The sequence below is a fragment of the Bacteroides reticulotermitis JCM 10512 genome, from assembly GCF_000517545.1.
Lineage (GTDB): Bacteria > Bacteroidota > Bacteroidia > Bacteroidales > Bacteroidaceae > Bacteroides > Bacteroides reticulotermitis.
This window is the reverse complement of record NZ_BAIV01000011.1, coordinates 38,617-64,796: the sequence shown is the minus strand read 5'-3', so window position 1 is coordinate 64,796 and position 26,180 is coordinate 38,617. Positions and strand designations below refer to the sequence as shown.

The window sequence follows — 26,180 nt, the reverse complement described above, 5'->3', positions numbered from 1 at the left end:
AAAACGGGTAAATATTGGCCTATTTACCCGGTAATAATTTCTTCATTAAATCAATAAAATCCAAATTGTTAACCTAAAAAGAAATTTTTATGGTAAAGAAAACTATTTTATTACATCTACAAAAGAGACTTAAGCTTTTTTTTGCTATTAATGTCTTTTTTATGATTCCCACATCCTCTTTCGGTGAAACTGTAATCACTTGGGACTCAAAGAGTGATTTGTTTACAGTCCAGTCTGAGGATGCTACCGTGAAAGATGTATTAGACTACATCGAGAAGCATAGTAATTATCTTTTCATATATTCGGAGAGTGTACAAAAAACTCTATTGAATAAGGTCTCCATTTCAGTTTCCAATAGGAAAATTGACAACATTTTGAATGAGCTATTTGTCAAGACGGGCTTAGAGTATAAGATGTCCGGCCGGCAGATAACCATTTCTGTACCACAAATTCCAAAGGCTCAGCAAAATGTAAATAAAGGTGTTAAGGTAACAGGTAACGTTACTGACGAGGCCGGTGAACCGTTAATCGGCGTAACAGTCTTTTTAAAGAATGATTCAACCGTGCATGCCATTACGGATATAAACGGGACTTATCATATTGCAGTTCCTTCAAATCGTAAGTCGGTGCTTTCTTTCCGTTATATCGGCTTTGTTCCTAAGGACGAAGTTGTAGACAACCGAAAGATACTGAATATTGTGATGTTAGAGGATGTGGGTCAGTTGGATGAAGTGGTAGTAGTAGCATACGGCGCACAAAAGAAAGAATCAGTGGTCGGCTCTATTACTACAGTCGAACCGGCGAAACTTAAAGTGTCCACTACTCGTTCATTGAGTAACAATTTGGCAGGGGTTGTTACAGGAATAATCGGGGTTCAGCGTTCAGGAGAACCGGGCTATGACAACTCATCATTTTGGATCCGGGGAATCAGCACCTTTCAAACGGCTGGACAAACACCACTCGTGCTAGTTGATGGAATTGAACGTAGTTTAGATAATATCGATCCGGAAGAAATAGAGTCTTTCTCTGTATTGAAGGATGCTGCTGCCAGCGCCGTTTATGGGGTACGTGGAGCGAATGGCGTAATTTTGATCAACACTAAGCGAGGAGCAGTAGGTAAGCCAAGGGTGGTAGTTAAAAGTGAGTTTGCTTTCACACAACCGGTTAAACTACCGAAATATATTGGTGCTGCCGATTATATGCAATTGTTGGACGATGTGTTGGTGGATACCGGACAGTCTCCTATTTATACCGATAGAATAGCGAAAACGAGGGCCGGATATGACCCGGACTTGTATCCGGATGTAGACTGGATTGATGCTATTTCCAAAGACTATGCCTCTAACCAGCGAGTTACGTTGGATATTAGTGGAGGTACGGAAGTTTTACGTTATTCATTTGTTGCGGCTGTGTATAACGAGCATGGTATTTTGGAGCGCGACAAAAAGCAGGAATGGGATCCATCACTCAAACTACAACGTTATAATGTACGCTCTAATGTGGATTTGAAGCTATCTCCAACAACGCAGTTACGTTTTAACATCGGTGGATATTTACAAGATCGTAATTCTACGACAAAGAGTGTTAGCACAATTTTTAATAATGCGTTTCGTGCTGTTCCTTTTCAGTTTCCCATTCAATATTCTACGGGTGAGATTGCTGCAACAGAGGAATACAATGTTTGGTCATGGGCTACTCAGCATGGATATCAACGTACTAGTGCTAGTAAGATTGAAACATTATTCTCACTAGAACAGGATTTGAAGTTTGTTACATCGGGTTTGAAAGTGAAAGGAACTTTTTCTTTTGACAGATATTCTACCGGTACAGTAGTACGCTCCAAGAGTCCTGATTACTACAATGCAGCAAGTGGAAGAAACGAAGAGGGTGAGTTAATTCTCAGTATCAAAGAAAATGGGACGAATTTCTTGGGACACTCTCCATCAGGTAGTTATGGAAATAAGAGCCTGTATATGGAAGCAGCTATGTATTATGATCGTGTCTTTGCTCAAAAACATGCTGTATCCGGTATGCTCTTATACAATAGACGGCATTACGATGATGGCGATAAATTGCCTTATCGGACTCAGGGAGTTGCCGGTCGAGCCTCATATACATATGGTGGAAAATATGTGGCTGAGTTTAACTTTGGATACAATGGTTCGGAAAACTTCGCTAAAGGTAAGCGGTACGGCTTTTTCCCTTCAGGTGCCATTGGCTGGATTATCTCAGAAGAAGCATTTATGCAACCGATACGCAATACGATTTCGAAACTAAAGATACGTGCCTCTTACGGGCAAGTAGGTAACTCGAACCTAGGAGGACGCCGTTTCGCTTATCTCTCTACTATTCAGGATGACTGGAACACATTGGGACAATATAACTGGGGTGTTGAAGGGGGATATTCTCGCGTAGGCATGGCTGAAGGAGAATTTGCTGTGCCCGATTTAACTTGGGAAATTGTAAACAAGGCCAATATCGGTCTTGAGCTTGGACTATTTAAGGGAATGGTTGATTTACAACTGGAGTTATTCGATGAGCGTCGCCATAATATATTTATGGAGCGTTCTTCAATTCCTGCTACCGCCGGGTTTATCAAACAACCGTGGAGTAATTTCGGTAAAGTAACAAATCGAGGTGCAGAGGCTACACTGAACGTCAATAAGCAGATTAATAAAGATTGGTTTGTCAGTTTAATGGGGACTTTCACTTATGCACATAACAAAGTGACGGAATGGGATGAGCCGAAGGCGGTCATTGGAACCAACCGTGCTAAAACCGGGCACTCCTTCGATCAGCGTTTTGGTTATGTGGCCGATCGACTTTTTACGGAAGACGATTTCGACGATGTGGCTACCGGAAAACTTAAAGAGGGAATTGCGACTCAGAGTTTTGCGGCTACAGTGCGCCCGGGCGATGTCAAGTACGTTGATGTAAATAAAGACGGCGCTATTGATACATATGATAAAACAGCTATAGGCGGTCCTTTGACTCCGGAAATAGTTTATGGATTCGGTTTGAATATGCGTTGGAAAGACCTTGACTTTGGCGTTCTGTTCCAAGGACTCGGAAGAACCTGGAATACGCTTTCCGGAAACATTATACCAGCTTCTAACAAAGGAACTACCTACAACATATTTACTAACTATGAAGATCGTTGGACAGCAGAAAAACCAAGCCAGCATGTGTTTTATCCTCGTTTGGATTATGGAACGAATTCCAATAATAGCCAGGTCTCAACATGGTGGTTGCGTAATATGAGTTTTATGCGTCTGAAGAATATAGAACTGGGATACTCATTTCCCAAGAGATGGATGCAGGATATTCGCCTTTCCGGAGCACGGCTATTTGTTAGAGGAACAAATTTGTTAACCTTCTCTGATTTCAAGTTGTGGGATCCGGAACTGAGTTCGACTACCGGTGCCGCTTATCCGGCAATGAAATCATTATCAGCAGGTTTTGAAATAAGATTCTAAAGAAATAATAGTATGAAAAATAGAATAATAATCTTAATCGTATTAGGCATTATTGCCATGTTCCCTATCTCCTCTTGTTCAGACTATCTGGATAAGCAACCGGATGACCAGCTGGATTTGACCTCTGTCTTTGAGAACAAGAAAAACATGGAACGTTGGTTGGCTTACATTTACAGTGCTGTTCCTAAGTTCTACACGTATGATGGAGCCGAAGTGATTGGTGATGAAATGGCACCTTCCGTAGGATGGGAGTCCCAGGGATTTAAAGCCATATTCTACCAAAATGGTAACTGGACAGCCGAGAGTCCGGGAGTAATTGGCCATTGGACAACTTTTCCTCGCGCCATTCGGTCGGCATACACATTTATTAAGTATGCGCACCCTATATTGGAAGTTTCGGAGAAAGAAGTAAACTATATGAAAGCCGAATGTCGTTTCTTCATAGGCTACTTCCACTCCGTGTTAGCCATGACGTATGGTGCAGTACCTATTATACATGAAGCGGTAGAAGAAACGACCGGAGAAGCGTTGATGTTGAAGCAAGAACCTTTTGACACTGTAGTAGATTGGGCAGCCAATGAAATGCTGGAAGCATCCAAAAGTCTGCCTCCATATTATGATGATGACAATAAATACGGTCGTATTACGTCTTTAATTTGTCTAGCTATGCGTGCCCGCTTGTTGACTTTTGCAGCGAGCGATCTGGTGAATGGTAATCAGGATACGGATATGGTAAATATGAAGAACTGCGACGGCATAGAGATCTTTAATTCTACGCATAACCCTGAGCGCTGGAAACAAGCGGTTGATGCAAATAAACTATTGATTGATGAGGCAGAAAAAGCGGGGCACAAATTATATGTGGAATATTTGAGTAATGGTGAAGAGATCGACCCATTCCTTTCTTATCAGAATGCGTTAATGCTTCGTCGTAATCAAGGGAATTTAGAGATAATCTATCCCCGGACATACGATGATGCGGGGTGGTATGACCGCCAGTCCAATCCTCGTAGTATGGGTGGTGCAGGTGCTATTGGTGTGACACAGTTGTTGGTAGACGCCTTTTTTATGAAAAATGGATTGGCTCCTATCACCGGGTATACAAATGAAGGCGGAACACCTGTGATTAACGATGGATCAGGGTATAGTGAAGAAGGGTATTCAGCAGCAGATGAGCTGTATAATACCAAGTGGAGTTATGCTACAGCTAACGGGGATGCCTTCAAAGATCAGAATGTGATTGTACCCAAAGATACATATAAAATGTATTGTAGTCGCGAACCCCGTTTCTATATTTCCGTGCTGTATAACGAAGAGTATCATTGGGGTAAAAAGAAGTCGGTCAACTACTTTAATGGTGGTGAGGATGGAGGGCCATCGCATGACTCTCCGAGTTCCGGTTATCTGGTGCGTAAGCGTGTGGACCCCACAGCGATACCTTCTGCCAGTAGCGGTAATTATAAAACACGTCAGGGAGCTTTGTATCGATTGGCAGAGGGATACTTGAGCTATGCTGAGTCCTTGAACGAATATAGTATTGAAAAAGGTACATACGATGCAAATAAAGTCGAGATCTTGAAATACCTTAATAAGGTACGTGAAAGAGCTGGCATCCCCTTGTATAGTGTAGGAGCCGAACCGGGAAAAATCACTGCGCCTGCAGATCCGTTAGTAATGCGTGATTTGATCCGTCGCGAAAGAAGAGTTGAGATGAATTGTGAATGTGGTTTACGTTGGTATGATTTACGCCGTTGGAAAGAGGCCGAAACAGTACTGAGTGGAAAGTACTGGGGGATGAATATGTTGGCAAAGAAAGAAGATCGTGACAACTACTACAAGCGCACAGTTTATCAAACAAGAAAATTCATCAGCTATTGGTTCCCGATACCACAAGACGACATTGATAAGAATACTAATCTGAGACAATTGCCGGGATGGTGGAAATAATGTGTTACCTTAAAAATAAGAAGTATGAGACAAATAGGATCATTATATAAATGGTTGCCTGTAGTTGCCCTGATCATTCTGGGAGCATGCGACGATGACGATAATAGCACCTCTTCATGGAATAACCCTACTGAATGTCTGGAGCTGACTACGTCGGGCACTGACATTGAGTTGGATGAAGAGAAACTTAATGATGTAGTATTGACATTCGCATGGACTTCGGCCCGTGAAATGCCCGACGATTATATTATTTCGTATGTGACAAAAATGGATATCGAAGGAAGTAATTTCAACTCAAGTGTGCGTGTGGATGAAGAAGAAGGCGTGTTTACTAAGAGCTATACGACTGCTGAACTTCAGAATCTGTTGACCGAGAAATGGGGGCAGACAAGTAATAAAGCCGGTACTATTCAGTTCCGCGTAATAGCTAAGTGGGATGGTGGTTCTCGCTGGGCAAAGCCTGAAGTGCGAACGGTGACAGTCAATATACGTCCGTACAAGCCGATTGTTTTTGATGCAGATAAGGTATTTCTCGATGGAAGTGCTATGACAGGCTCGAGAGTGTCGGTGAGTAAGACGCTGGAGAATAGTTATCGGTACGCCTACCTGGGTAATCTGAAAAAGGGAGAATTACAAATCCCGGTAGATTTTGAAGGTGAGACCAATTATATTTGTCCGGAAGACGGCGAAGGTACACTATCGGATGGCAATCCGGAAGCAGTAACAATGAAAGCCGAACCTATCGGATGGAATATACCGAAAGACGGGGAATACCGTATCATCGTAGATATGGAGAAGAAAGAAGTAACTATTTATTCTCCTGATAAGAAGCTTGAGCCGGCTGTGGTCACATGGTACGATAAGAATAATGATGAGCAAACGACTGTGGTAACCGAACTGTGGATGTATGGTGGGGGAACCGGATGGGCTTGGTGGAAGGGCAACTGTACACAAAGCTTGGCTGATCCCCAGATATTGATCTATTCTGGTACGGCACTAAAAAGTGGAGAAGGATTGAAATTCACAGTAGACGGTGGGGATAGCAAAAACAACTCCTATGCGTATAGCTGTCCTCCTATCGATGAAAATACGTCACAGAACCTAACGTTAGCTCTCGGAGCTACGGGCGAACTCTCCGGTGGATGGAGTAGAGGCCAGAGAAACTCTTATTATAAGCTCCCTGGTGGGGCGAACTTCATCGTGTTGGATATTCGCAACATGAAGATCCGTGCAGAAAAACGTTGATCGATAGCTAGAGAACAAGAATCTCATTGCCGTGTCCGAATAGTGATTTTATAATGAAAGGAGGAACGACTAGGAAGGCACGGCAATCATTTCATGAATCAATATAAAACTGAATATATGAAGATAACAAAGAAATTAATGGCTGGAAGATTGTGGGGAATGATACTTTTACTCTTCAGCTCAACAACCCTTTGCGCTTGTTCAGGAAGCAGTGATGAAACCAAGGACAAAGGAGAAAACGAAGTTCCTGCAGAGAATGTTACAGTTAAAATAACCGCAGATAAAAACACGGTTCTTCGTAACCCTCTGAACGGATGGGTTATGTATATGGGACGTAGTTGGGATGAAAACTTTTGGACATCTGAGGGGTATGACGCTGTCTATGTTCCTGATATCGGAAAAACAGTGAAAGTCTCTGATTATGCGAGCACTTGTTATATCCGGACTAGCTGGAGCTCCCTGAATCCTGCCGAAGGAGAGTACGTATGGGATAATCCGAATGCACGTCTGACTAAGTTATTCCAAAGTGCATTGAATAGAAATATGCGTCTGTCTTTTAGGATCGTGGTAGATGGTCGTGATCAAGGATTAAATACGCCACAGTATGTATTTGATGCAGGTGCAGAGTGGTATCCCGATCCTAACGGTAATAATGGAGAGAATCGTAAGTCTCCTTATCCAGACGATGAAGTTTTTCAGACAAAGTATGCAAAGTTCATTGAAGCATTTGCCAAGAAGTTTGATGATCCGGATAAAGTGGACTTCATTGATGCCTATGGACTAGGTAAGTGGGGAGAAGCACATTCGATGGTTTATAAAGATTATGCGAATAAATCGAAAGTGTTTGAGTGGGTTACTAGCCTGTATACCCGTTGTTTTAAGAAGGTACCATTAGTTATTAACTACCATCGGTTGGTAGGTGCCAATAACACCTCAGGCTGGGGAGCAGTAGCGCCCGATACAGAGCAATTAATGAGTAGCGCGATTAATAAGGGATATAGCTTGCGCCACGATGCTTTCGGAATGAACGGTTACTACCAGGATTGGGAAAAGCAATTCGCTGAGAGGTGGAATTATAAGCGCCCGATTATAATGGAAGGCGGATGGATAACCGGTGGTACACACCGCTACTGGATTGATCCGAGTGGTAAATACCGTGAAGGACATCCGGAAGATGTACGACAAGGTGAGTTCGATGCCTCCGCAGAAGCTCATGTGAATATGATGGATCTCCGAGTAGGTGATGAAACTAATTCATGGTTTACGAAATGCTTTTCTCTGGTGCAACGCTTTATCACTGAAGGAGGTTACCGCTTGTATCCGGATATGGTCTCTTTACCGAAAGAAATATCTAGCGGGAAACAGATTACCATCATTCATCGCTGGAATAACTTGGGGTGGGGGTATTGCCCGACTAATATCCCTCAGTGGAATCAGCGTTACAAAGTCGCGTTTGCATTGCTTGACAGTAAGAATGAGCCTAAGAAAATAGTTGTAGACCAGCAAACCGATTTGTCAACTTGGTTAAAAGGCAAGCCTACTACCTATAACTTCGACTTGAATATTAAAGGTGTTACAGTAGGGGCATATACTTGGGCGGTTGGCTTGGTAGATACAACCAAAGATAATGCAATCGGATTGCAAATGGCTATCAAGGGCGATGTACTTCCATCGGGTTGGGCTAAACTGATGACCGTTACAGTGAAATAATACTTACTAGTTATTTTATACTCCCAAAGGTAGATGCGATGTGAGTATCTTCTGTGAGGTTGTATTCTCGTTACTCAAATGCATGTATTAAAATGAAATAGAGATGAAGATAGGAAAGAAACTGATAATATCCATGTTGCTGCTGACTGCCTTGGCGGAAACCCTTGCAGGGCAGCAATTGATAACGAATGTATATGGTCGCGACATCCGTTCACTGAATGGTAAATGGAATGCGATTATTGACCTCTACGATCAGGGGAGGCGGATGAATATCTATGAAAATCAGCAACCGAAAGGGACTACTGATTTCTTTGAATACGCATTTGAGGGCGGTTTGCGTCTCAATGTTCCGGGCGATTGGAACTCGCAGGCAACGGAACTTAAATACTATGAGGGCACCGTGTGGTATGCTCGTCATTTTGATGCCGGGCGGTTGGCGGATAGTCGTCAGTTTCTCTATTTCGGGGCTGTTAGCTATCGTTGTACGATTTATCTGAATGGCAAAGAGATCGGTGCGCACGAAGGAGGTTTTACTCCCTTCCACCTAGAAGTGACCGACCAACTGAAAGATGGAGACAACTTCTTGGTTGTTGAAGTAAACAACCGTCGGACAAAAGATGCCATACCGGCGTTGGCATTCGACTGGTGGAATTATGGTGGTATCACAAGAGACGTGCTACTGGTGAGAACCGCACGTACATTCGTAGAAGACTACTTCATTCAACTGGATAAAAACGCTCCTGATCGGATTGTTGTCAAAGTCCGCCTTTCCGATAAAAAGGCCGGTGAACAGATCACTGTTTTGATCCCCGAGCTGAAGATCAATGCGCTACTGACACTGATGCCGAGGGAAAAGCAGAGGCAGTGCTCAGTGTGAAAAACTGCAACGTTGGTCGCCGGAAGACCCCAAGCTCTATGCTGTGACGATTGCTTCCGGTAGCGACCGCGTGGAAGAGCAGATCGGTTTCCGTAACATTACGGTCAAAGGGACGGATATTTACCTGAACGGGAAACCAATGTTTATGTGCTGCATCTCCTTTCATGAAGAGATACCGCAACGCATGGGACGTGCTTTCTCGGAAGCAGATGCGGCCGTGTTGCTTCACGAAGCGAAAGAGCTGGGCGTGAATATGATTCGTCTGGCACACTATCCGCAGAATGAATACACCGTTCGGTTGGCAGAGAAGATGGGATTCTTACTTTGGCAGGAGATACCCATCTGGCAGGGAATCGACTTCATGGATAACGACACTCGTCGGAAAGCACAAGGGATGTTGACGGAGATGATCAAACGTGATCAGAATCGCTGCTCGGTCAGTTACTGGGGGATTGCCAATGAGACCCAACCCTCGAAAGAGCGGAATGACTTCCTCACCTCTTTGTTACAAACCGGCAGGCAACTGGATACCACTCGTTTGTATGTCGCTGCATTTGACCTGGTGCGTTTCAATGCCGAGAAGCAACGTTTCACAATGGACGATTCGTTTACCTCTCAACTGGATGTGGTAGCTATCAATAAATACATGGGCTGGTATCACCCCTGGCCGGTTGAACCGAAAGATGCGATCTGGGAAGTGACACCTGATAAACCGTTGATTATTTCAGAGTTCGGTGGTGAAGCATTGTACGGACAGTCGGGAGATGAGAATATCGCCAGCTCTTGGAGTGAAGAATATCAGGCACGTCTGTACAAGGATAATATCCGGATGTTCGGTAACATTCCGAACCTGCGTGGTGTATCTCCCTGGATTTTGTTCGACTTCCGTTCACCTTTCCGTTTTCACCCGACCAATCAGGATGGATGGAACCGTAAAGGGTTGATTTCCGATCAGGGAATGCGCAAGCAAGCATGGTATATCATGAAAGAGTATTATGAGAAGAGGAAAAATGAGTAAGGGGCAGGTCAATGCCTTATGTAATACTACCGTATGGTAGTATTTGTTTAAAAGATCTATAATATAATGAAGCGAATTAAAATCGGAATGCTCGGTCTGTTCATCGCATTCTTCTGGATAGGAGGAGTGCATGCGCAGCAGAAAGTAGTCCGAATACTGGCAATTGGTAATAGTTTCTCGCAGGATGCCATCGAACAGAATCTGCATGAATTGGCTGCTGCCGATGGCTTTACTGCCGTTATCGGTAATTTGTTTATCGGGGGATGCTCTTTGGAAAGGCATGTGAGAAATGCTCGTGATGATGCGTTTGCCTATGCTTATCGTAAGATAGGCATCGACGGTAAGAAGGTCGAACGAAGGAACGTCTCTTTGGCACAAGCGTTGGCTGATGAGCAGTGGGATTATGTGAGCTTGCAACAAGCCAGTTCTTTTTCGGGTATGTATGCAACCTACGAGGTCTCTCTGCCCGAGTTGGTTAGCTATGTAAGTGAACGAATCCCGAAGAAGACCAAGTTGATGTTGCATCAGACTTGGGCTTATGCAGCCAGCGCATCGCACTCCGGCTTTCGGAATTATGATAATGATCAACTGACGATGTATCACGCATCGTGGAAGCCGTGAAGAAAGCGGGACGGTTGGCGAAAATTAAGATCATTATCCCTTCGGGAACAGCCATACAGAATATGCGAACTTCCTTCGTGGGCGATCATATGAATCGGGACGGATTCCATCTGAATCTGACAACCGGACGTTATACTGCCGCTTGCACTTGGTACGAAAAGATTTTTAAGCGTAAGGTTGTCGGCAATCCATACGCTCCGCAAGGAATGAGTGAAGAAGAACGCAAAGTAGCGCAACAGGCTGCTCATAGAGCCGTACTGCATCCCGGCAAGGTAACAGAAATGTCCGGTAAGTATTCGGGAACGGCTGTGACGTTCACCGGCATTGAATATCTTTGTGTCGGTGACTCTCCGATGAGGCTGCATTCAATTGATGAATAGATAAACTAAAGACAAAATAAGATGAAGAAAAAAGTATTTATGTATGGGTTATGTCTGCTGGGCACACTCTGTACCCTTTCAGCGAAAGAGAAGAAAGGACAGCTTTTGTATAAGGATGCCAAAGTACCCGTGGAGCAGCGGGTGGAAGACTTACTGTCGCGTATGACACTGGAAGAGAAAGTTCTGCAACTGAACCAGTACACCTTGGGGCGAAATACGAATGTCAATAACATCGGTGAAGCGGTGAAGGAAATACCGGCAGAGATAGGTTCACTGATCTATTTCGATCGGACACCGAATCTGCGCAACCACATGCAAAAGAAGGCTGTGGAAGAATCGCGGCTGGGTATCCCGGTTCTTTTCGGTTATGATGCGATCCACGGCTTTCGCACGATTTATCCCATCTCACTGGGGCAGGCCTGTTCGTGGAATCCGGAATTGGTGGAACAAGCCTGTGCCGTATCAGCCCAGGAAGCTCGTATGTCGGGTGTTGATTGGACATTCTCGCCTATGATCGATGTAGCCCGTGACCCTCGCTGGGGACGCGTTGCCGAAGGTTACGGTGAGGACCCGTACACCAACGGCGTGTTTGCTGCTGCTTCCGTACGGGGTTATCAGGGCGATGATCTTTCGGCAGAAGACCGGATAGCGGCTTGTCTGAAACATTATGTAGGTTACGGGGCTTCGGAAGCCGGACGCGATTATGTCTATACCGAAATCTCCGGGCAAACCCTTTGGGATACCTACCTGCTTCCCTACGAAATGGGCGTGAAAGCGGGTGCGGCAACGTTGATGAGCTCGTTCAATGATATCAGTGGCGTACCCGGATCGGCCAATCATTACATCATGACAGAGGTGTTGAAGGAACGCTGGGGGCATGAAGCTTTATTGTATCCGATTGGGGAGCCATTGAGCAATTGAAGAATCAGGGACTGGCGGCCACTAAGAAAGAGGCGGCAATGCGTGCGTTTAATGCGGGCCTGGAAATGGACATGATGTCTCATGCCTACGATCGCCACCTGCAAGAACTGGTTGAGGAGGGGAAAGTGTCGATGGCACAAATCGACGAGTCTGTTCGGCGTGTGTTGCGTCTCAAATTCCGGCTGGGCTTGTTTGAACGTCCCTATACACCGCTTACGACAGAGAAGGAACGTTTCTTCCGACCGCAAAGTCGTGCTACTGCCGGAGAACTAGCAGCGGAGTCGATGGTACTTTTGAAGAATGCTAACGGGGTCTTGCCACTTACCAACGTAAAGAAAATTGCTGTTGTAGGTCCGATGGCAAAAAATGGTTGGGACTTATTGGGATCGTGGTGTGGGCACGGCAAAGATACGGATGTAGAAATGCTCTATAACGGTCTGGCGGCAGAGTTTAAGGATAAAGCTGAATTACGTTATGCTGCAGGGTGTAAACAGGATGGGGATGATCGTTCCGGTTTTGCCGAAGCTGTGGAAGCAGCCCGTTGGTCGGATGTCGTAGTTCTCTGTCTGGGCGAGAAGATGACTTGGAGCGGTGAAAACGCATCTCGCTCGACCATTGCCTTGCCTACTATTCAGGAAGCGTTAGCTGTAGCCTTGAAAGAAGCCGGCAAGCCGATTGTACTTGTTTTGTCCAACGGCCGGCCGCTCGAACTGAATCGGCTGGAGCTATCTGCGATGCCATGCTTGAAATCTGGCAACCGGGCATCAACGGGGCACGCCCAACGGCAGGCATTCTATCCGGGCGCATCAATCCGTCCGGGAAGCTGGCTATTACCTTCCCTTATTCAACAGGACAAATTCCGATCTATTACAATCGCCGGAAGAGCGGACGCGGGCATCAAGGATTCTATAAGGACATAACCAGCGATCCGTTGTACCCGTTTGGGCATGGGCTTAGTTATACAGAGTTTACTTACGGAGCAATAACGCCTTCTGTAACGACCCTAAAACGTGGTGAGAAGCTTACTGTCGAAGTGGTTGTAACCAATACAGGCAGCCGCGACGGCATGGAAACCGTTCATTGGTTTATCGCTGATCCGTATTGCTCCATTACCCGTCCGGTTAAAGAACTGAAGCATTTTGAAAAACAAGACATCAAGGCCGGAGAGAGTAAGACTTTTCGTTTTGATATCGATCCGGAACATGATCTGAGCTTTGTGAATGGAGATGGTAAACGCTTTTTGGAATCCGGAGAGTATCATATACTTGTCAAGGATCAAAAGATGAAGATTGAATTGCTGAACTAGGAACTGACAGATGATGAATATAAAAACAATAAGTGTGGGGCTTTGCTTATTCTTTGGAAGCATGGTGGGCAAAGCGCAGGTTATTACCCCACAGGCGGAGCAGCGGGCACGGGAAATTGTATCCCGGATGACACTGAAGGAGAAGATCGAATATCTATCGGGTTATACTTCGTTCTCACTCCGGGCCATTCCCCGATTAAGCATACCGGAAATCAGACTTGCTGACGGTCCGCAGGGGATTCGCAACCATGCGCCGAATAGTACCATGTATCCATCGGGTATTTTATCCGCCTCTACCTGGAATCGGGAACTTGTATATCGACTGGGTAGGGGATTGGGGCAGGATGCCGGGCTCGGGGAGTGTCTATTTTATTAGGCCCTGGAGTGAATATTTACCGTGCTCCCTTGTGTGGACGTAACTTCGAATATTTTGGCGAAGATCCGTATCTGGCAGGAGAGGCTGCCAAGGCTTATATTACCGGGGTACAGTCTGAGGGTGTGATTGCGACTATCAAGCATTTTGCCGCCAACAATCAGGAGTGGAGCCGGCATCATGCGAGTTCGGATATCGATGAACGCACGTTGCACGAAATCTATCTGCCCGTTTTTGAGAAAGCTGTGAAGGAGGCGAACGTAGGAGCGGTGATGAACAGCTACAACCTCCTGAACGGGGTACACGCTACGGAGCATAAATGGCTGAATATTGATTTGCTACGTGATACTTGGGGGTTCAAGGGAATCTTGATGTCCGACTGGACTTCGGTTTATTCGGCAGTAGGAGCTGCCAATGCCGGGCTGGATTTGGAGATGCCGAAGGGTGTTTTTATGAATGCCGGGAATTTGTTACCAGCCATCGAGACGGGGCGGGTGACGGAGGAAACGATCAATCTCAAAGTGCAACATATCTTGCAGACATTGATCGCTTACGGTTTATTGGATAAGGAGCAGCAAGACCGGACTATTGCGTTGGATAATCCTTTCTCTCGCCGGACAGCGTTGGATTTGGCTCGTGAAGGGGTTGTCTTGTTAAAGAATACCGGGAACTTGCTTCCGCTGAAAGGTCGGACGGCTGTCATGGGACCTAATGCGGACCGAATCCCTACGGGTGGCGGTAGTGGCTTTGTTTCTCCTTTTTCTACGGTATCGGTAAGCCAGGGGTTGAAGGGGTTGCAAAATAAAAACACATTGCTGCTGACCGACGATGTGATTTACGATGATATCGTTGCGGAGTTCTATACCGATAGTACCCGGCAGACGAAGGGTTTTGTCGCTTCGTACTTTAAGAATAAAACGTTGAGCGGACAACCGGAAGTGATTCGGACCGAACCGTCTATTGATTACGATTGGAAAGACGGTGCGCCGTTGGATGGCTTCCCGGTGGATGGCTTTTCTGTTCGCTGGACAGCCAATTATCGTTCGGAGGTGGCTGGGCAGTTGAAGCTACATATTGGGGGAGATGATGGTTATCGGCTCTTTGTGAACGATGAACGGGTGACAGGGGATTGGGGTAACCACTCTTATTCCGGTCGGGAAGTGGAATTATCGGTTGAGGCGAATAAGGAATACCGCTTCCGAATTGAGTTTTACGACAATATATCTTCGGCCATTATTCGTTTCAATGCCTATAAACTCAATGAAGAAAAACTTCGGCAGGGATTGGCAAAGGTCGATAATGTCGTCTTTTGTACCGGCTTTAACAGCAATACGGAAGGTGAAGGATTTGATCGTCCGTTTGCTTTAGCACATTATCAGGAACTGTTTATCAAGAAGATCGCTTCCATGCATCCGAATCTGGTGGTTGTGCTCAATGCCGGTGGTGGAGTGGACTTTACTCCTTGGCATGAGGCGGCAAAGGCTATTTTGATGGCGTGGTATCCGGGGCAGGAAGGTGGGCAGGCCATTGCTGAGATATTGACCGGAAAGATTTCGCCGAGTGGCAAGCTGCCTATATCCATCGAACGGAAATGGAGGATAATCCGGTTTATGGAAGCTATTATGAGAACTTGCGCGCAGAGATTAAACGTATAGATTATTCCGAAGGTGTCTTTGTCGGCTACCGAGGGTATGATCGTTCAGGCAAAGAACCGTTTTACCCTTTTGGCTATGGACTCTCTTATTCTTCTTTTGCTTATGGCAATCTGGCTGTGGAGAAGGTGGGAGACTACCAGCTTGCGGTTAGCTTTGAGGTGAAAAACACCGGAAAGATGGATGCTGCCGAGGTCGCTCAGGTCTATGTGCATGATGTGCAATCAACTGTCCCCCGACCGTTGAAGGAACTGAAAGGGTATGAAAAGGTATTCCTTAAAAAGGGAGAAAGTAAACGTCTGTCGTTGGTTTTGGATGAGCGGGCTTTCTCGTATTATGATATGAATTTGCACCGATTTGTCGTTGAGCCGGGAGAGTTCGAGATTCTGGTCGGACCGGATTCGCGCCAATTGCCGTTGAAAGCGACTGTAACGTGGTGATGTAGACTAATAAACTGAATGAATAGCTTATGAAAAAGTATATCTTAGTGGGGATCTGGCTGCTGGGACCGTTTTATATGCAGGCGGATTTTCCTTTCGGTAAATCAGAATTGAAAGGAGTCATGAGGAAAGTGGCAGACTGGCAGCTCGAACACCCGCATCCGGCCCCCGAACATGATGACCTCAACTGGCCTCAGGCAGCTCTTTATATCGGTATGTTCGATTGGGCTGAGTTAGCGGAGCAGGAGGATCAGGACGATACGTATCTCAACTGGCTCGTTCGGATGGGGCGAAGGAATGGTTGGCAACCCGATAAACGTTTTTATCACGCTGATGATATTGCGGTGTCGCAACTCTTTATCGACCTCTATCGAAAGTATAAAGATGAAGCGATGCTTATTCCGACGCTTGCGCGCGCCGATTGGATTGTGAGGCATCCCTCTTGGGGACCTTTTCAATTGAAAGAAGGAGATCTTAAAACATTGGAACGATGGACTTGGTGCGATGCACTTTTCATGGCTCCTCCGGTATATGCGAAGCTGTATAGGGTGACTGGTGATAAAAAGTATATCCGCTTTATGAACCGTGAGTATAAAGCAACGTATGATTATCTATTCGATCAGCAAGAAAATCTATTCTACCGGGATTGGCGTTATTTCGACAAACGTGAAGCGAACGGCCGGAAGGTTTTCTGGGGCCGTGGCAACGGATGGGTGCTCGGCGGATTGGTGGAAATCCTGAAGGAGCTTCCCGCAGGCGATAAGAACCGACCCTTTTACGAGGAACTTTATACTAGATTGGCTACTCGGGTAGCCGGATTGCAGCAGGCTGACGGTTTCTGGCATGCCAGTTTGTTAGACCCGGCTTCTTATCCGTCACCGGAAACCAGTTGTACGACTTTCATTGTGTATGCTTTGGCGTATGGAGTCAATGAAGGCTTATTGGATCGGATGCTTTATTTACCGATTGTGCAGAACGGGTGGAAGGCATTGCTTTCTGCAGTAGATCCCGATGGAAAATTGGGGTATGTGCAACAGATTGGTGCTGATCCCAAAAAAGTAACCCGTGACATGACCGAAGTCTATGGTGTAGGTGCTTTTCTGATGGCTGGCTGCGAGCTTTATAGAATGGCGGACTGACCGGTTTCTTTGCCCTGGGCAAAGCAGACCAATGCCCTGGGCACACGAACGCGGAGCCTGGGCATATTTTATTTTGCCCTGGGCAAAGAAATGAAGAAGCCGGGCTCTCGGTTGCCGGTGCATAGATGGCGCAAGATGGGTGCCGGATACTCAGTCATAACAAGCTTGTCGCCTCAATCGCGCTGCCATCCCAATCGTCTTTTGCTAACTGCATGGTATAAAGTCTTGAGGTCGTTTTTCAATCTGAATTGATGGTGCAGGTGAAAAGAAGAGATCATGACCTGTCCTTTTGATGCTCTCAGCTTATAAGATAAAAAGAGGGCCGACTCAATTTCATAGTTGAGCCGGCCCTTTTCGTTGTATCGTTTGAAGAGTGTATTACTTCACTTCCCAAGTATCGTTTGTCATTAGCAATTCCTGAAAATTGTGATATTTTTTCTTGCTTTTCACTTCAGCAATCTGTTCGTCTATCGCATCGTTGTAGGTCAGAGCTTCTGTATTACGGATTACGCCGAGCGCTATTGGAAACTCAGGCCTTCCATTAAGGCCAATTTCAGTTGCAAAGTATTGTCTTGGCAATGGGCATCGTGGACTAGAATATCTTCTTCTGTAACTCCATTCTCACCGAGCTTAACGACTTTCAGTCCAAAGCCTTGTTGCATCAAGCCAAACTCTTTGTTTTCACCGAACAACATCGGCTTGCCGTGCTCCAGATAAATAGCGTTCTTATTACGACCTTCTTTCGTAGCCACTGACATATGTGTACCATCATTGAAGATTACACAATTCTGTAGGACTTCCACTACGGAAGCTCCTTTATGGTGCGCAGCGGCCTTTAAAACCTCAATAGAGGCGGGACCGTCTATGGCTATGCAACGGGCAAAGAAGTGACCGCGGGCTCCGAATGCCAATTCAGCCGGGCGAAAAGGATCCTCAACTGTTCCATAAGGAGACGATTTGCTGACGTATCCACGTTCGGAGGTCGGTGAATATTGCCCTTTAGTCAGTCCGTAGATACGGTTGTTGAGTAAAATCATATTTAGATCTATATTCCGTCGCAAGGCATGAATGAAATGATTACCGCCAATAGCCAGGCCGTCACCGTCGCCGGAGATTTGCCAGATGGTTAGATCCGGATTAGCTACCTTAGCACCTGTTGCTACAGCAGCTGCACGTCCGTGAATCGTGTGGAATCCGTACGTATTGACATAGTAGGGAAGGCGGGAAGAGCAACCGATACCGGAAATTACGGCAATATTGTGTGGAGCTACTCCCAGCTCGGCCATTGCTTTGTGCATGGAATTTAGGAAACCGTGGTCTCCACATCCCGGACACCAACGAGGTAGACCCGATTTATAGTCGTTTACTGTATATACTGTTTCGCTCATCTCTTATTCCTCCAATAATTTAGTGAATGCATCTGTCAATTCTTTCGTAACGAATGGCTGCCCCTTTACCTGATTGAACTGGTTGATATTCAGTCCCGGTATTTCCATACGCAGGTATCCGGCAAACTGTCCCAGGTTTTGTTCGGCAACTACTATCTTCGAGTATTTACGCAATACGTCAGCTGTATTTTTCGGTAGCGGGTTGATGTATTGGAAATGAGCTAAAGCGACTTTCTTTCCTTCTTTGCGCATGAAGTCCATTGCCAGACGGAGATGTCCGTAAGTACCGCCCCATCCAACAATTAGTAAATCGGCGTCTTGATCGCCCATAACTTCAAGTTCGGGGATGTGATCCGCTATTTTTTCTATTTTAGCCTGACGCAAGCGTACCATCTTTTCATGATTCTCCGGTTCGGTGGAGATGACACCTGTTTCATTACTCTTTTCCAATCCACCGATGCGGTGTGTGAAACCTTCAGTTCCTGGAATGGCCCAATAACGGACTCCGGTTTCTTCGTTTCGTTGATAGGGAGTCCACTTACCTGCCATATCTGCTGTTACATACGGCGGAACGATTGCAGGGTATTCATTCAGATCAGGTAATTTCCATGCGGCTGATCCGTTGGCTACGAAAGCATCTGTCAACAAGACTACGGGAGTCATGTGTTCCACTGCTATTTTAGAAGCCATATAGGCCGCATCGAAGCAGTTGGTTGGAGAAATTGCGGCGATTACCGGCATGGGGCTTTCGCCATTACGTCCGTAGAGAGCTTGAAATAAGTCGGTCTGTTCGGACTTGGTTGGTAGGCCGGTCGACGGACCACCGCGTTGTACATTAACTACAACTAAGGGGAGCTCGGCAATTACCGCCAAGTTCATAGCCTCGCTTTTCAGACAGACACCCGGTCCGGATGTTGTGGTAACAGCTAGTGCACCAGCGAATGCAGCACCTACTGCCGAAGCACATCCGGCAATTTCGTCTTCGCATTGTACGGTCTTTATCCCAAGTGATTTATGCTTGGATAGCTCGTGCAGAATGTCGGTTGCAGGGGTGATAGGGTAAGAGCCCAGATAAAGTTCTAAGCCAGCTTTCTCAGCGGCTGCTATCAGACCGTAAGCGGTTGCCTTGTTGCCATTGATGTCTGTGTAGATACCTTTCGACTTCGGCTCTTTGCTTTCAATTTTATACGTAGATGTTGATGCGTGTGTATTAGCACCGTAGTTATATCCATCGTTTAGCACCTTGATGTTAGCTTCGGCTATTTCCGGCTTTTTGGCGAATTTCTCGCGAATGGTCTTTTCCGCTGCCGCTAGGTTACGGTTAAAGAGCCAGCAAACCAAGCCAAGTGCGAACATATTTTTGCAACGAAGAATGGACTTATTATCCAGCCCGGAGTCTTTGAGGCTCTCTTTACACATTGAAGAGATTGGTACTTCGAGTACATCCTGTTTGAGGCCCAGTTCTTCGAAAGGATTGTCGGTTGTAAACTTTGCTTTTTCCAGATCTCTGGCTGCGAATGAGTCAGAGTCTGTGATAATTAATCCTTGTGGCCTACAGAACTTGATTTGGGTTTTCAGTGCTGCCGGATTCATCGCTACCAATACGTGGCAGTGATCTCCCGGAGTGTACACCTGCCCAGCTCCTATATGAACTTGGAAACCGGAAACCCCGGTTAGTGAACCTTGTGGGGCACGGATGTCTGCCGGATAGTCAGGAAATGTACAAATGTCATTTCCTACTGTGGCCGACACATTCGAGAAAATGTTACCGGCCAGCTGCATACCGTCACCGGAATCACCGGAGAAACGTACTACTACTTCCTCCAATTCTTTAACCAACATTTCGTCTGCCATAACTTTAATTACTATATTTTGTTTAATAAAGAGTTTTACTTTCAATTTGGAACACAAAGGTCGGAAAGATTGCCGAATTATCAAAATAAAACCATGTTTATTGTCCTATTGACGCTAAAGTTTTAGATAACTTGACAGAATACCGTATTTTTATTCTTGTTAAATTGCCAGAAACCGTTATCTTTGCAAGCAAAATAGAGCGGCCTTGTAGTTCAACGGATAGAATAGAAGTTTCCTAAACTTTAGATAGGGGTTCGATTCCCCTCGGGGCTACTAAATAGCGAAGTTGCATTGTTTTTTCCATATTGTATTCATTTATGTTCTGCAATATAGCTCCTTTATTTAACATTGTCACGCTGTGACCTCTGTTTTTTAAGATAATTAATAGAAAAGAGGCTGTTTCGATAAGCAAATCTGTCAATATGATAGATATTTGTCGAAACAGCCTCTTTTGCTCTCCGTAATATGCTCAATAGTGTAGATTAACCCTTGAACTATAATCAAAAAGAAAGAGCCTGCTCTGTATTGCACAGAGTAGGCTCTTTCTTTTTAAGGAAATAATTCCAGCTTATTATTCTTTAGCAGCAGCAGCTTTTTTGTTCATCATTGCAAACGCGATCGGAGATGCGATAAACAATGAAGAGAATGTACCGAAGATTACACCTAGGATCATAGCGAATGAGAAGCTACGGATAGAATCACCACCTAAGATGAAGATACATAATAATACAAATAAGGTACTACATCCTGTATTGATTGTACGAGACAGGGTTGTATTCAAAGAGTCATTGAACAACTGGTACTTGTTGCGTTTCGGATATAAACCGGAGAACTCACGTACACGGTCGAAAATTACGACCTTGTCATTGACCGAATAACCAATAGCTGTCAGGATTGCTCCGATAAATGTCTGGTCGATTTCTAATGAGAACGGAACGATACCCCATAGCAAGGAGTAAGCACCGACGATCATAATCGCGTCACTACTTAAAGCAACAACCGAACCTACACTATACGCAATGTTGCGGAAACGGAGCAGGATATATAGACCAATACCAATTACAGCCAATATGATCGACCATACAGCGCCAGTCTTGATATCGTCAGCAATACTTGGTCCTACTTTCTGTGAACTAACGATGCTGCCACCCTTGTGGTTGTCGCGGTCGATGAAAGTAGCCAAAGAGATATCTTGAGTCAGCAACGGTTTCACCGCTTCATACAAGTAAGATTCGATTTCCGAGTCAACATTGGCTCCACTTTCTTGGATACGGTAGTTTGTGCTCACACGTACGGTCTTCTTATCTGTACCGATAGCGATTACACTTACGTTAGCTTCTCCAAATTTGTCAGCGATCAGTGTGCGAACTTGTTCGGGTTCTACCGGATTCTCGAATTGTACCTTATAGTTACGTCCACCAGTAAAGTCAATACTCTGGCTTAAGCCGCGGAGTACGAAGGAACCGATGCAGACAACAACAATAGTACTGATAATAATCAAAGACTTTCTATTCGTCCCCATAAAGTCGAAATGAGGATTGATGAACAGGTTCTTAGAGAATTTAGTAGAGAATGTAAGGTTCAACCATTTGTCTTTGCTTGTGAAGTGATCGTAAATTGTACGAGTCATAAACACAGCTGTAAAGAACGAAACGAGGATACCTATAATTAAGGTAGTAGCAAAACCGCGGATCGGGCCTGTACCAAAGTTGAACAGGATGATACCGGTTAGGATAGAGGTCAAGTTGGCGTCAAAAATAGCAGAGAATGCATTCTTGTATCCATCACTGATCGATTCTCTTACCCCCTTACCGCTACGTAGCTCTTCTTTAGTACGTTCGTAGATCAACACGTTCGCATCCACCGCCATACCTAATGCGAGCACCATACCGGCAATACCGGACATCGTCAGGGCCGCCTGGAAGGAGGATAAGATTCCTAATGTGAAGAAGAAGTTCATGAGTAGCGCTCCATTGGCAACCATACCCGGGACGAAACCATACATTGAACACATGAATGTCATCAACAGGATTAATGCGACTACAAATGAGAAGATACCTGCATTGATAGACTCCTGACCCAGTGACGGACCAACGATGTCTTCTTGTACGATATGAGCCGGAGCCGGCATTTTACCGGACTTCAACACGTTTGCTAAGTCTTTTGCTTGTTCCGGAGTAAAGTGACCGGTAATCTGTGAGCGTCCACCGGTAATTTCGGTGTTTACGTTCGGTGCAGAATATACGTAGTTATCCAGTACGATAGCGATTGAACGGCCAATGTTTTGTTTAGTCAACTGAGCCCAACGGCGTGCACCGTCCGAGTTCATTACCATGCTAACTGCAGGTTTGCTGTATTGGTCATATTCGTCTTTAGCATCTGTTACAACGTCTCCTTCCATAGGAGCTTTGCCATTGCGTTCAGTCGATTTGATCGCATAAAGTTCGTATGTTTGTCCTTTCTTATCGAATTCAGCCGCAGAAACACCCCATTTCAGGTGTAAGTCTTTCGGCAGTTCAGCACGTACTTCAGGTAGAGCCAAGTATTTGTTAACTTCGGCTGTATCTTTCGCAATTGCATAACCAACTACCGGACCTTGACCGCTAGAGTTCAATTGAAGGATGGCCAACAATGGATATTGTTTTTTGATCTCGGCCATGTTAGCAGCTGTATTGGTGTCTTTTGTGTCACCCTTAAGAGCTGCTGCCAAGCTATCAGCGCACTTACGCCCTTCTTTTCCGGAGTTGCTTCAGCTACGAGTTCAGTAGAAGCAGAATCACCTGCAACTGAATCTGCCGGAGCTTCTTGATTCAACACTGCGCGTAGTTTCGCATCTGCTGATTGCATACTCGGAATGATCTCTTTGGCTGTATAGGTTTCCCAGAATTCCAGGTTAGCCGAACCTTGGAGAAGCTTTCTTACACGCTCAGGTTCTTTGATACCCGGCAGCTCCACCATGATACGTCCCATTTTGTCTTCCAGGCTTTGTATGTTCGGTTGAACAACACCGAAGCGGTCGATACGGGTACGAAGCACGTTGTATGAGTTCTCAACTGCTGCTTTTACCTCTTCTTTCAACACTTTCTCAACTTCAGCATCTGATGATTTTTGGTTAACCTTGTCTTTGAGTTGTTGTGTAGCGAAGATCTCGGAGAGTTTGCCTTCCGGAGCAAGTTTGTGGTACTCCTTTACAAAGAGGGTGATGATGTTCTCCTGGCTGCTGACAGCTTGCTTAGCAGCTTCGTCGACAGCTTTGTTGAAAGTCTCGTCCTGTTTGTTGTCAGCTAATGCTCTGATAACATCGGGCACAGAAACTTCAAGGATAACGTTCATACCTCCTTTTAGGTCCAAACCTAAACCGATCTCCATTTCGCGACATTGTTTTAGCGTCCAGTTACCCAGCCAAACCTTCTCGTTAGCGAGAGAGTCCAGGTAATTCTGCTCTACTTTCGCATCTCCATTCGCAATTTCTTTCGCCTTATTAGTATAATGGCGAGTCACGAAGGAAAAGGAAAGGTAGAACACACATACCAGTGTGAGTAATACCGCAAAAAACTTAACAAATCCTTTGTTTTGCATTTTACTTTAATTTATTATGATTACTTTTTTAATTTAATTCTGTCGTATACAAGGCTGCAAATATAGTTTTTTTTTCACACTCACTGATAATAAGCCCTCAAATATTTGATGTTTAGACAATATTTTACCAAAGATGCAGCCTTTTCCCCATTTATTTCATTCCCCTGTTTTTCAACATCGGTTCCATACTCGGCTCAGCACCACGAAATTTCGTATAAAGCACCATTGGGTCTTCGCTGTCTCCCTTTTCCAATACATTGCTCCGGAATAGTCCGGCGGTTTGCTGATCGAAAATGCCATGTTCCTTAAATGCTTCAAAAGCATCATTGTCTAATACATTGGCCCATAGGTAGCTATAGTAACCGGCAGCATATCCGCCAATGATGTGGTTGAAATAAGTAGCGCGGTAGCGTGGAGCGATTTCGGGGATAAGTCCAAGTTTATGCATGGCTTGCTTCTCAAAATCTATAATATCCATATTTTTTACATCCGTAACCATGTGCAAATCCATGTCGAGGATAGCGGCAGCCAGTAACTCGGTTGTAATAAAGCCTTGGTTGAATGCTTTTTGCTTCAAGATCTTGTCGATTATTGCATCGGGAATTACTTCTCCGGTCTGATAATGTTTAGCATACATTTTCAACACTTCGGGTTCAGTGGCCCAATGTTCGTTGATTTGAGAAGGAAGTTCTACAAAGTCACGGGCTACGCTGGTTCCGGAAGTTCCTTTGTATGCGCATTTAGTCAGCAAGCCGTGAAGGGCGTGTCCAAATTCGTGGAACAGAGTTTCTACTTCATCCATAGTAAGCAGCGAAGGGGTATCGCCAATGGGTTTAGTAAAGCTGCATACATTGCATACTAACGGGCGAATATCACCTTGTTGATCGCGGTAATTACTCATCCATGCGCCACCGCTTTTACCCGGGCGCGGGAAATAGTCTACGTAGAAAATACCGAGTTGTGAACCATCAGCGTCTTTTACCTCAAAGACTTCTACATCTGGGTGGTACGTTGGGATTCCCTTAAGGGGAGTCAGTGTGATACCATATAGTTTGTTTGCTACCGAGAAAGCTCCGTCGCGTACATTCTCCAATTTAAAGTAAGGCTTAGTCTCTTCTTCAGTTAAGTTGTATTTTTCCTTACGAAGTTTCTCTGTATAGAACCACCAATCCCAAGCTTCCAGCTTCTCGCCTTTGCCTTCATTGGTCATGATCTTCTGCAATTCGGAAGCTTCAGCTTTGGCTTTGGGAAGAGCATATCCCCATAAATCGTTCAAAAGTTCCATAACATTGCTTGAGTTCTTAGCCATTGTTTCATCCAATACAAAGTTGGCATACGTATCAAAACCTAGCAGTCGTGCCTTTTCCTGACGCAAAGCTATGATTTGGGTGATAATCTTCTTGTTATCGTTCGCATCGTTGTTATTTCCCCGATTGATGTACGCCGTATACATCTTTTCGCGTAGCGGGCGATTCTCAGAGTACTGGAGGAAAGGCAGACGGCTGGCGTTGTGAAGCGTGAATAGCCACTGGCCTGCTTTGCCTGCTGCCTTCGCTTCTTCGGCAGCACTTTGACGGAATGATTCCGGAAGACCTGCCAAGTCGGCCTCTTTGTCTACAAACAGTTGGAAAGCATTGTTCTCATTTAGTATGTTGTTGCTGAAAGTCAATCCCAACGTGGAGAGTTCTTTATTTATTTCGCGCAAACGAGTTTGCTTCTCTGTGTCCAGATTGGCTCCTGCACGTACAAAACTCTTATAGGTCTTGTCGAGTAAGCGCAATTGTTCGGAGTTCAGGTGCAGCGAGTCTTTCTGCAGATAGACTGCATTGACACGTTTGAAAAGATCACTATTCAACGATATATTGTCTCCGTGTTCCGAAAGTAGGGGAGCAACCTTGATAGACAGTTTAGTCAGCGAATCAGTTGTTTCCGCATCAATCATATTAAAGAAGATAGGGTTCACGCGGTTTAATATCGGATCACTGTTGTCCAAAGCAACGATTGTGTTGTCGAAACTAGGTTTTTCCGGATTGTCGATAATAGCCCGGATATTTTGGTTTTGTTCCTCAATACCTTTCAGGAACGCTGGTTCGTAATGCTCCATTTTGATTTTATCAAAGGGAGGGACACCGTTCGGAGTTTGAAACTCTGTCAGGAACGGATTGCTTTCTGTTTTCGTAGCGCAAGAGTACATCATACAGCTAATTGCTAAAATAGTGAATGCCTTTTTCATCATAGGGGGTTATAATTTAAG

General features: G+C 45.2%; 7 protein-coding genes, 1 tRNA gene and 6 pseudogenes. 10 read left to right on the top strand and 4 right to left on the bottom strand.

What is annotated here, in order from left to right; all coding sequences use genetic code 11:
* Positions 1–89: 89 nt before the first annotated feature.
* From JCM10512_RS08420 to JCM10512_RS08380, 9 genes and pseudogenes are all read left to right on the top strand, one after another.
* Positions 90–3,476 carry a TonB-dependent receptor gene (locus JCM10512_RS08420; protein WP_044162171.1) on the top strand — a complete coding sequence of 1,129 codons (3,387 nt, stop codon included), beginning with the start codon at positions 90–92 and terminating at the stop codon, positions 3,474–3,476.
* A 12-nt stretch (positions 3,477–3,488) separates the two neighbouring features.
* Positions 3,489–5,423, top strand: coding sequence for a RagB/SusD family nutrient uptake outer membrane protein (locus tag JCM10512_RS08415; protein ID WP_044162168.1), 1,935 nt, complete (start codon positions 3,489–3,491; stop codon positions 5,421–5,423).
* Between the two features lie 24 nt (positions 5,424–5,447).
* The gene (locus tag JCM10512_RS08410) at positions 5,448–6,668 is read left to right on the top strand and encodes a SusE domain-containing protein (RefSeq protein ID WP_044162167.1); all 1,221 of its coding nucleotides are present in this window, start codon (positions 5,448–5,450) and stop codon (positions 6,666–6,668) included.
* A gap of 117 nt (positions 6,669–6,785) precedes the next feature.
* On the top strand, positions 6,786–8,378 hold the full coding sequence (locus JCM10512_RS08405) for a hypothetical protein (RefSeq protein WP_044162248.1): 1,593 nt from the start codon (positions 6,786–6,788) through the stop codon (positions 8,376–8,378).
* Between the two features lie 103 nt (positions 8,379–8,481).
* A pseudogene (locus JCM10512_RS08400) lies at positions 8,482–10,273 on the top strand (glycoside hydrolase family 2 protein).
* A 66-nt stretch (positions 10,274–10,339) separates the two neighbouring features.
* Positions 10,340–11,181 (top strand): annotated as a pseudogene (locus tag JCM10512_RS08395) (DUF4886 domain-containing protein); the annotation flags it as partial.
* A gap of 114 nt (positions 11,182–11,295) precedes the next feature.
* Positions 11,296–13,501, top strand: a pseudogene (locus JCM10512_RS08390) (glycoside hydrolase family 3 N-terminal domain-containing protein).
* Positions 13,502–13,511: 10 nt separating this feature from the next.
* A pseudogene (locus tag JCM10512_RS08385) lies at positions 13,512–15,966 on the top strand (beta-glucosidase).
* A 29-nt stretch (positions 15,967–15,995) separates the two neighbouring features.
* Positions 15,996–17,105, top strand: coding sequence for a glycoside hydrolase family 88/105 protein (locus tag JCM10512_RS08380; protein WP_044162165.1), 1,110 nt, complete (start codon positions 15,996–15,998; stop codon positions 17,103–17,105).
* Positions 17,106–17,483: 378 nt separating this feature from the next.
* On the opposite strand, the pseudogene JCM10512_RS08375 reads toward JCM10512_RS08380, so the two are convergent.
* Both JCM10512_RS08375 and JCM10512_RS08370 read right to left on the bottom strand, forming a co-directional pair.
* Positions 17,484–18,493: pseudogene (locus tag JCM10512_RS08375) on the bottom strand (2-oxoacid:ferredoxin oxidoreductase subunit beta).
* A gap of 3 nt (positions 18,494–18,496) precedes the next feature.
* Positions 18,497–20,347 carry a 2-oxoacid:acceptor oxidoreductase subunit alpha gene (locus JCM10512_RS08370; protein WP_044162163.1) on the bottom strand — a complete coding sequence of 617 codons (1,851 nt, stop codon included), beginning with the start codon at positions 20,345–20,347 and terminating at the stop codon, positions 18,497–18,499.
* Between the two features lie 201 nt (positions 20,348–20,548).
* On the opposite strand from JCM10512_RS08370, the gene JCM10512_RS08365 reads away from it, so the two are divergent.
* A tRNA-Arg gene (locus JCM10512_RS08365) sits at positions 20,549–20,620 on the top strand.
* A 298-nt stretch (positions 20,621–20,918) separates the two neighbouring features.
* Here JCM10512_RS08365 and secDF read toward each other — a convergent pair.
* Positions 20,919–23,926, bottom strand: a pseudogene (gene secDF / locus JCM10512_RS08360) (protein translocase subunit SecDF).
* Positions 23,927–24,077: 151 nt separating this feature from the next.
* Positions 24,078–26,162 (bottom strand): M3 family metallopeptidase, encoded by a 2,085-nt coding sequence (locus JCM10512_RS08355; RefSeq protein WP_044162161.1) that lies wholly within the window; start codon positions 26,160–26,162, stop codon positions 24,078–24,080.
* Positions 26,163–26,180 lie beyond the last annotated feature (18 nt).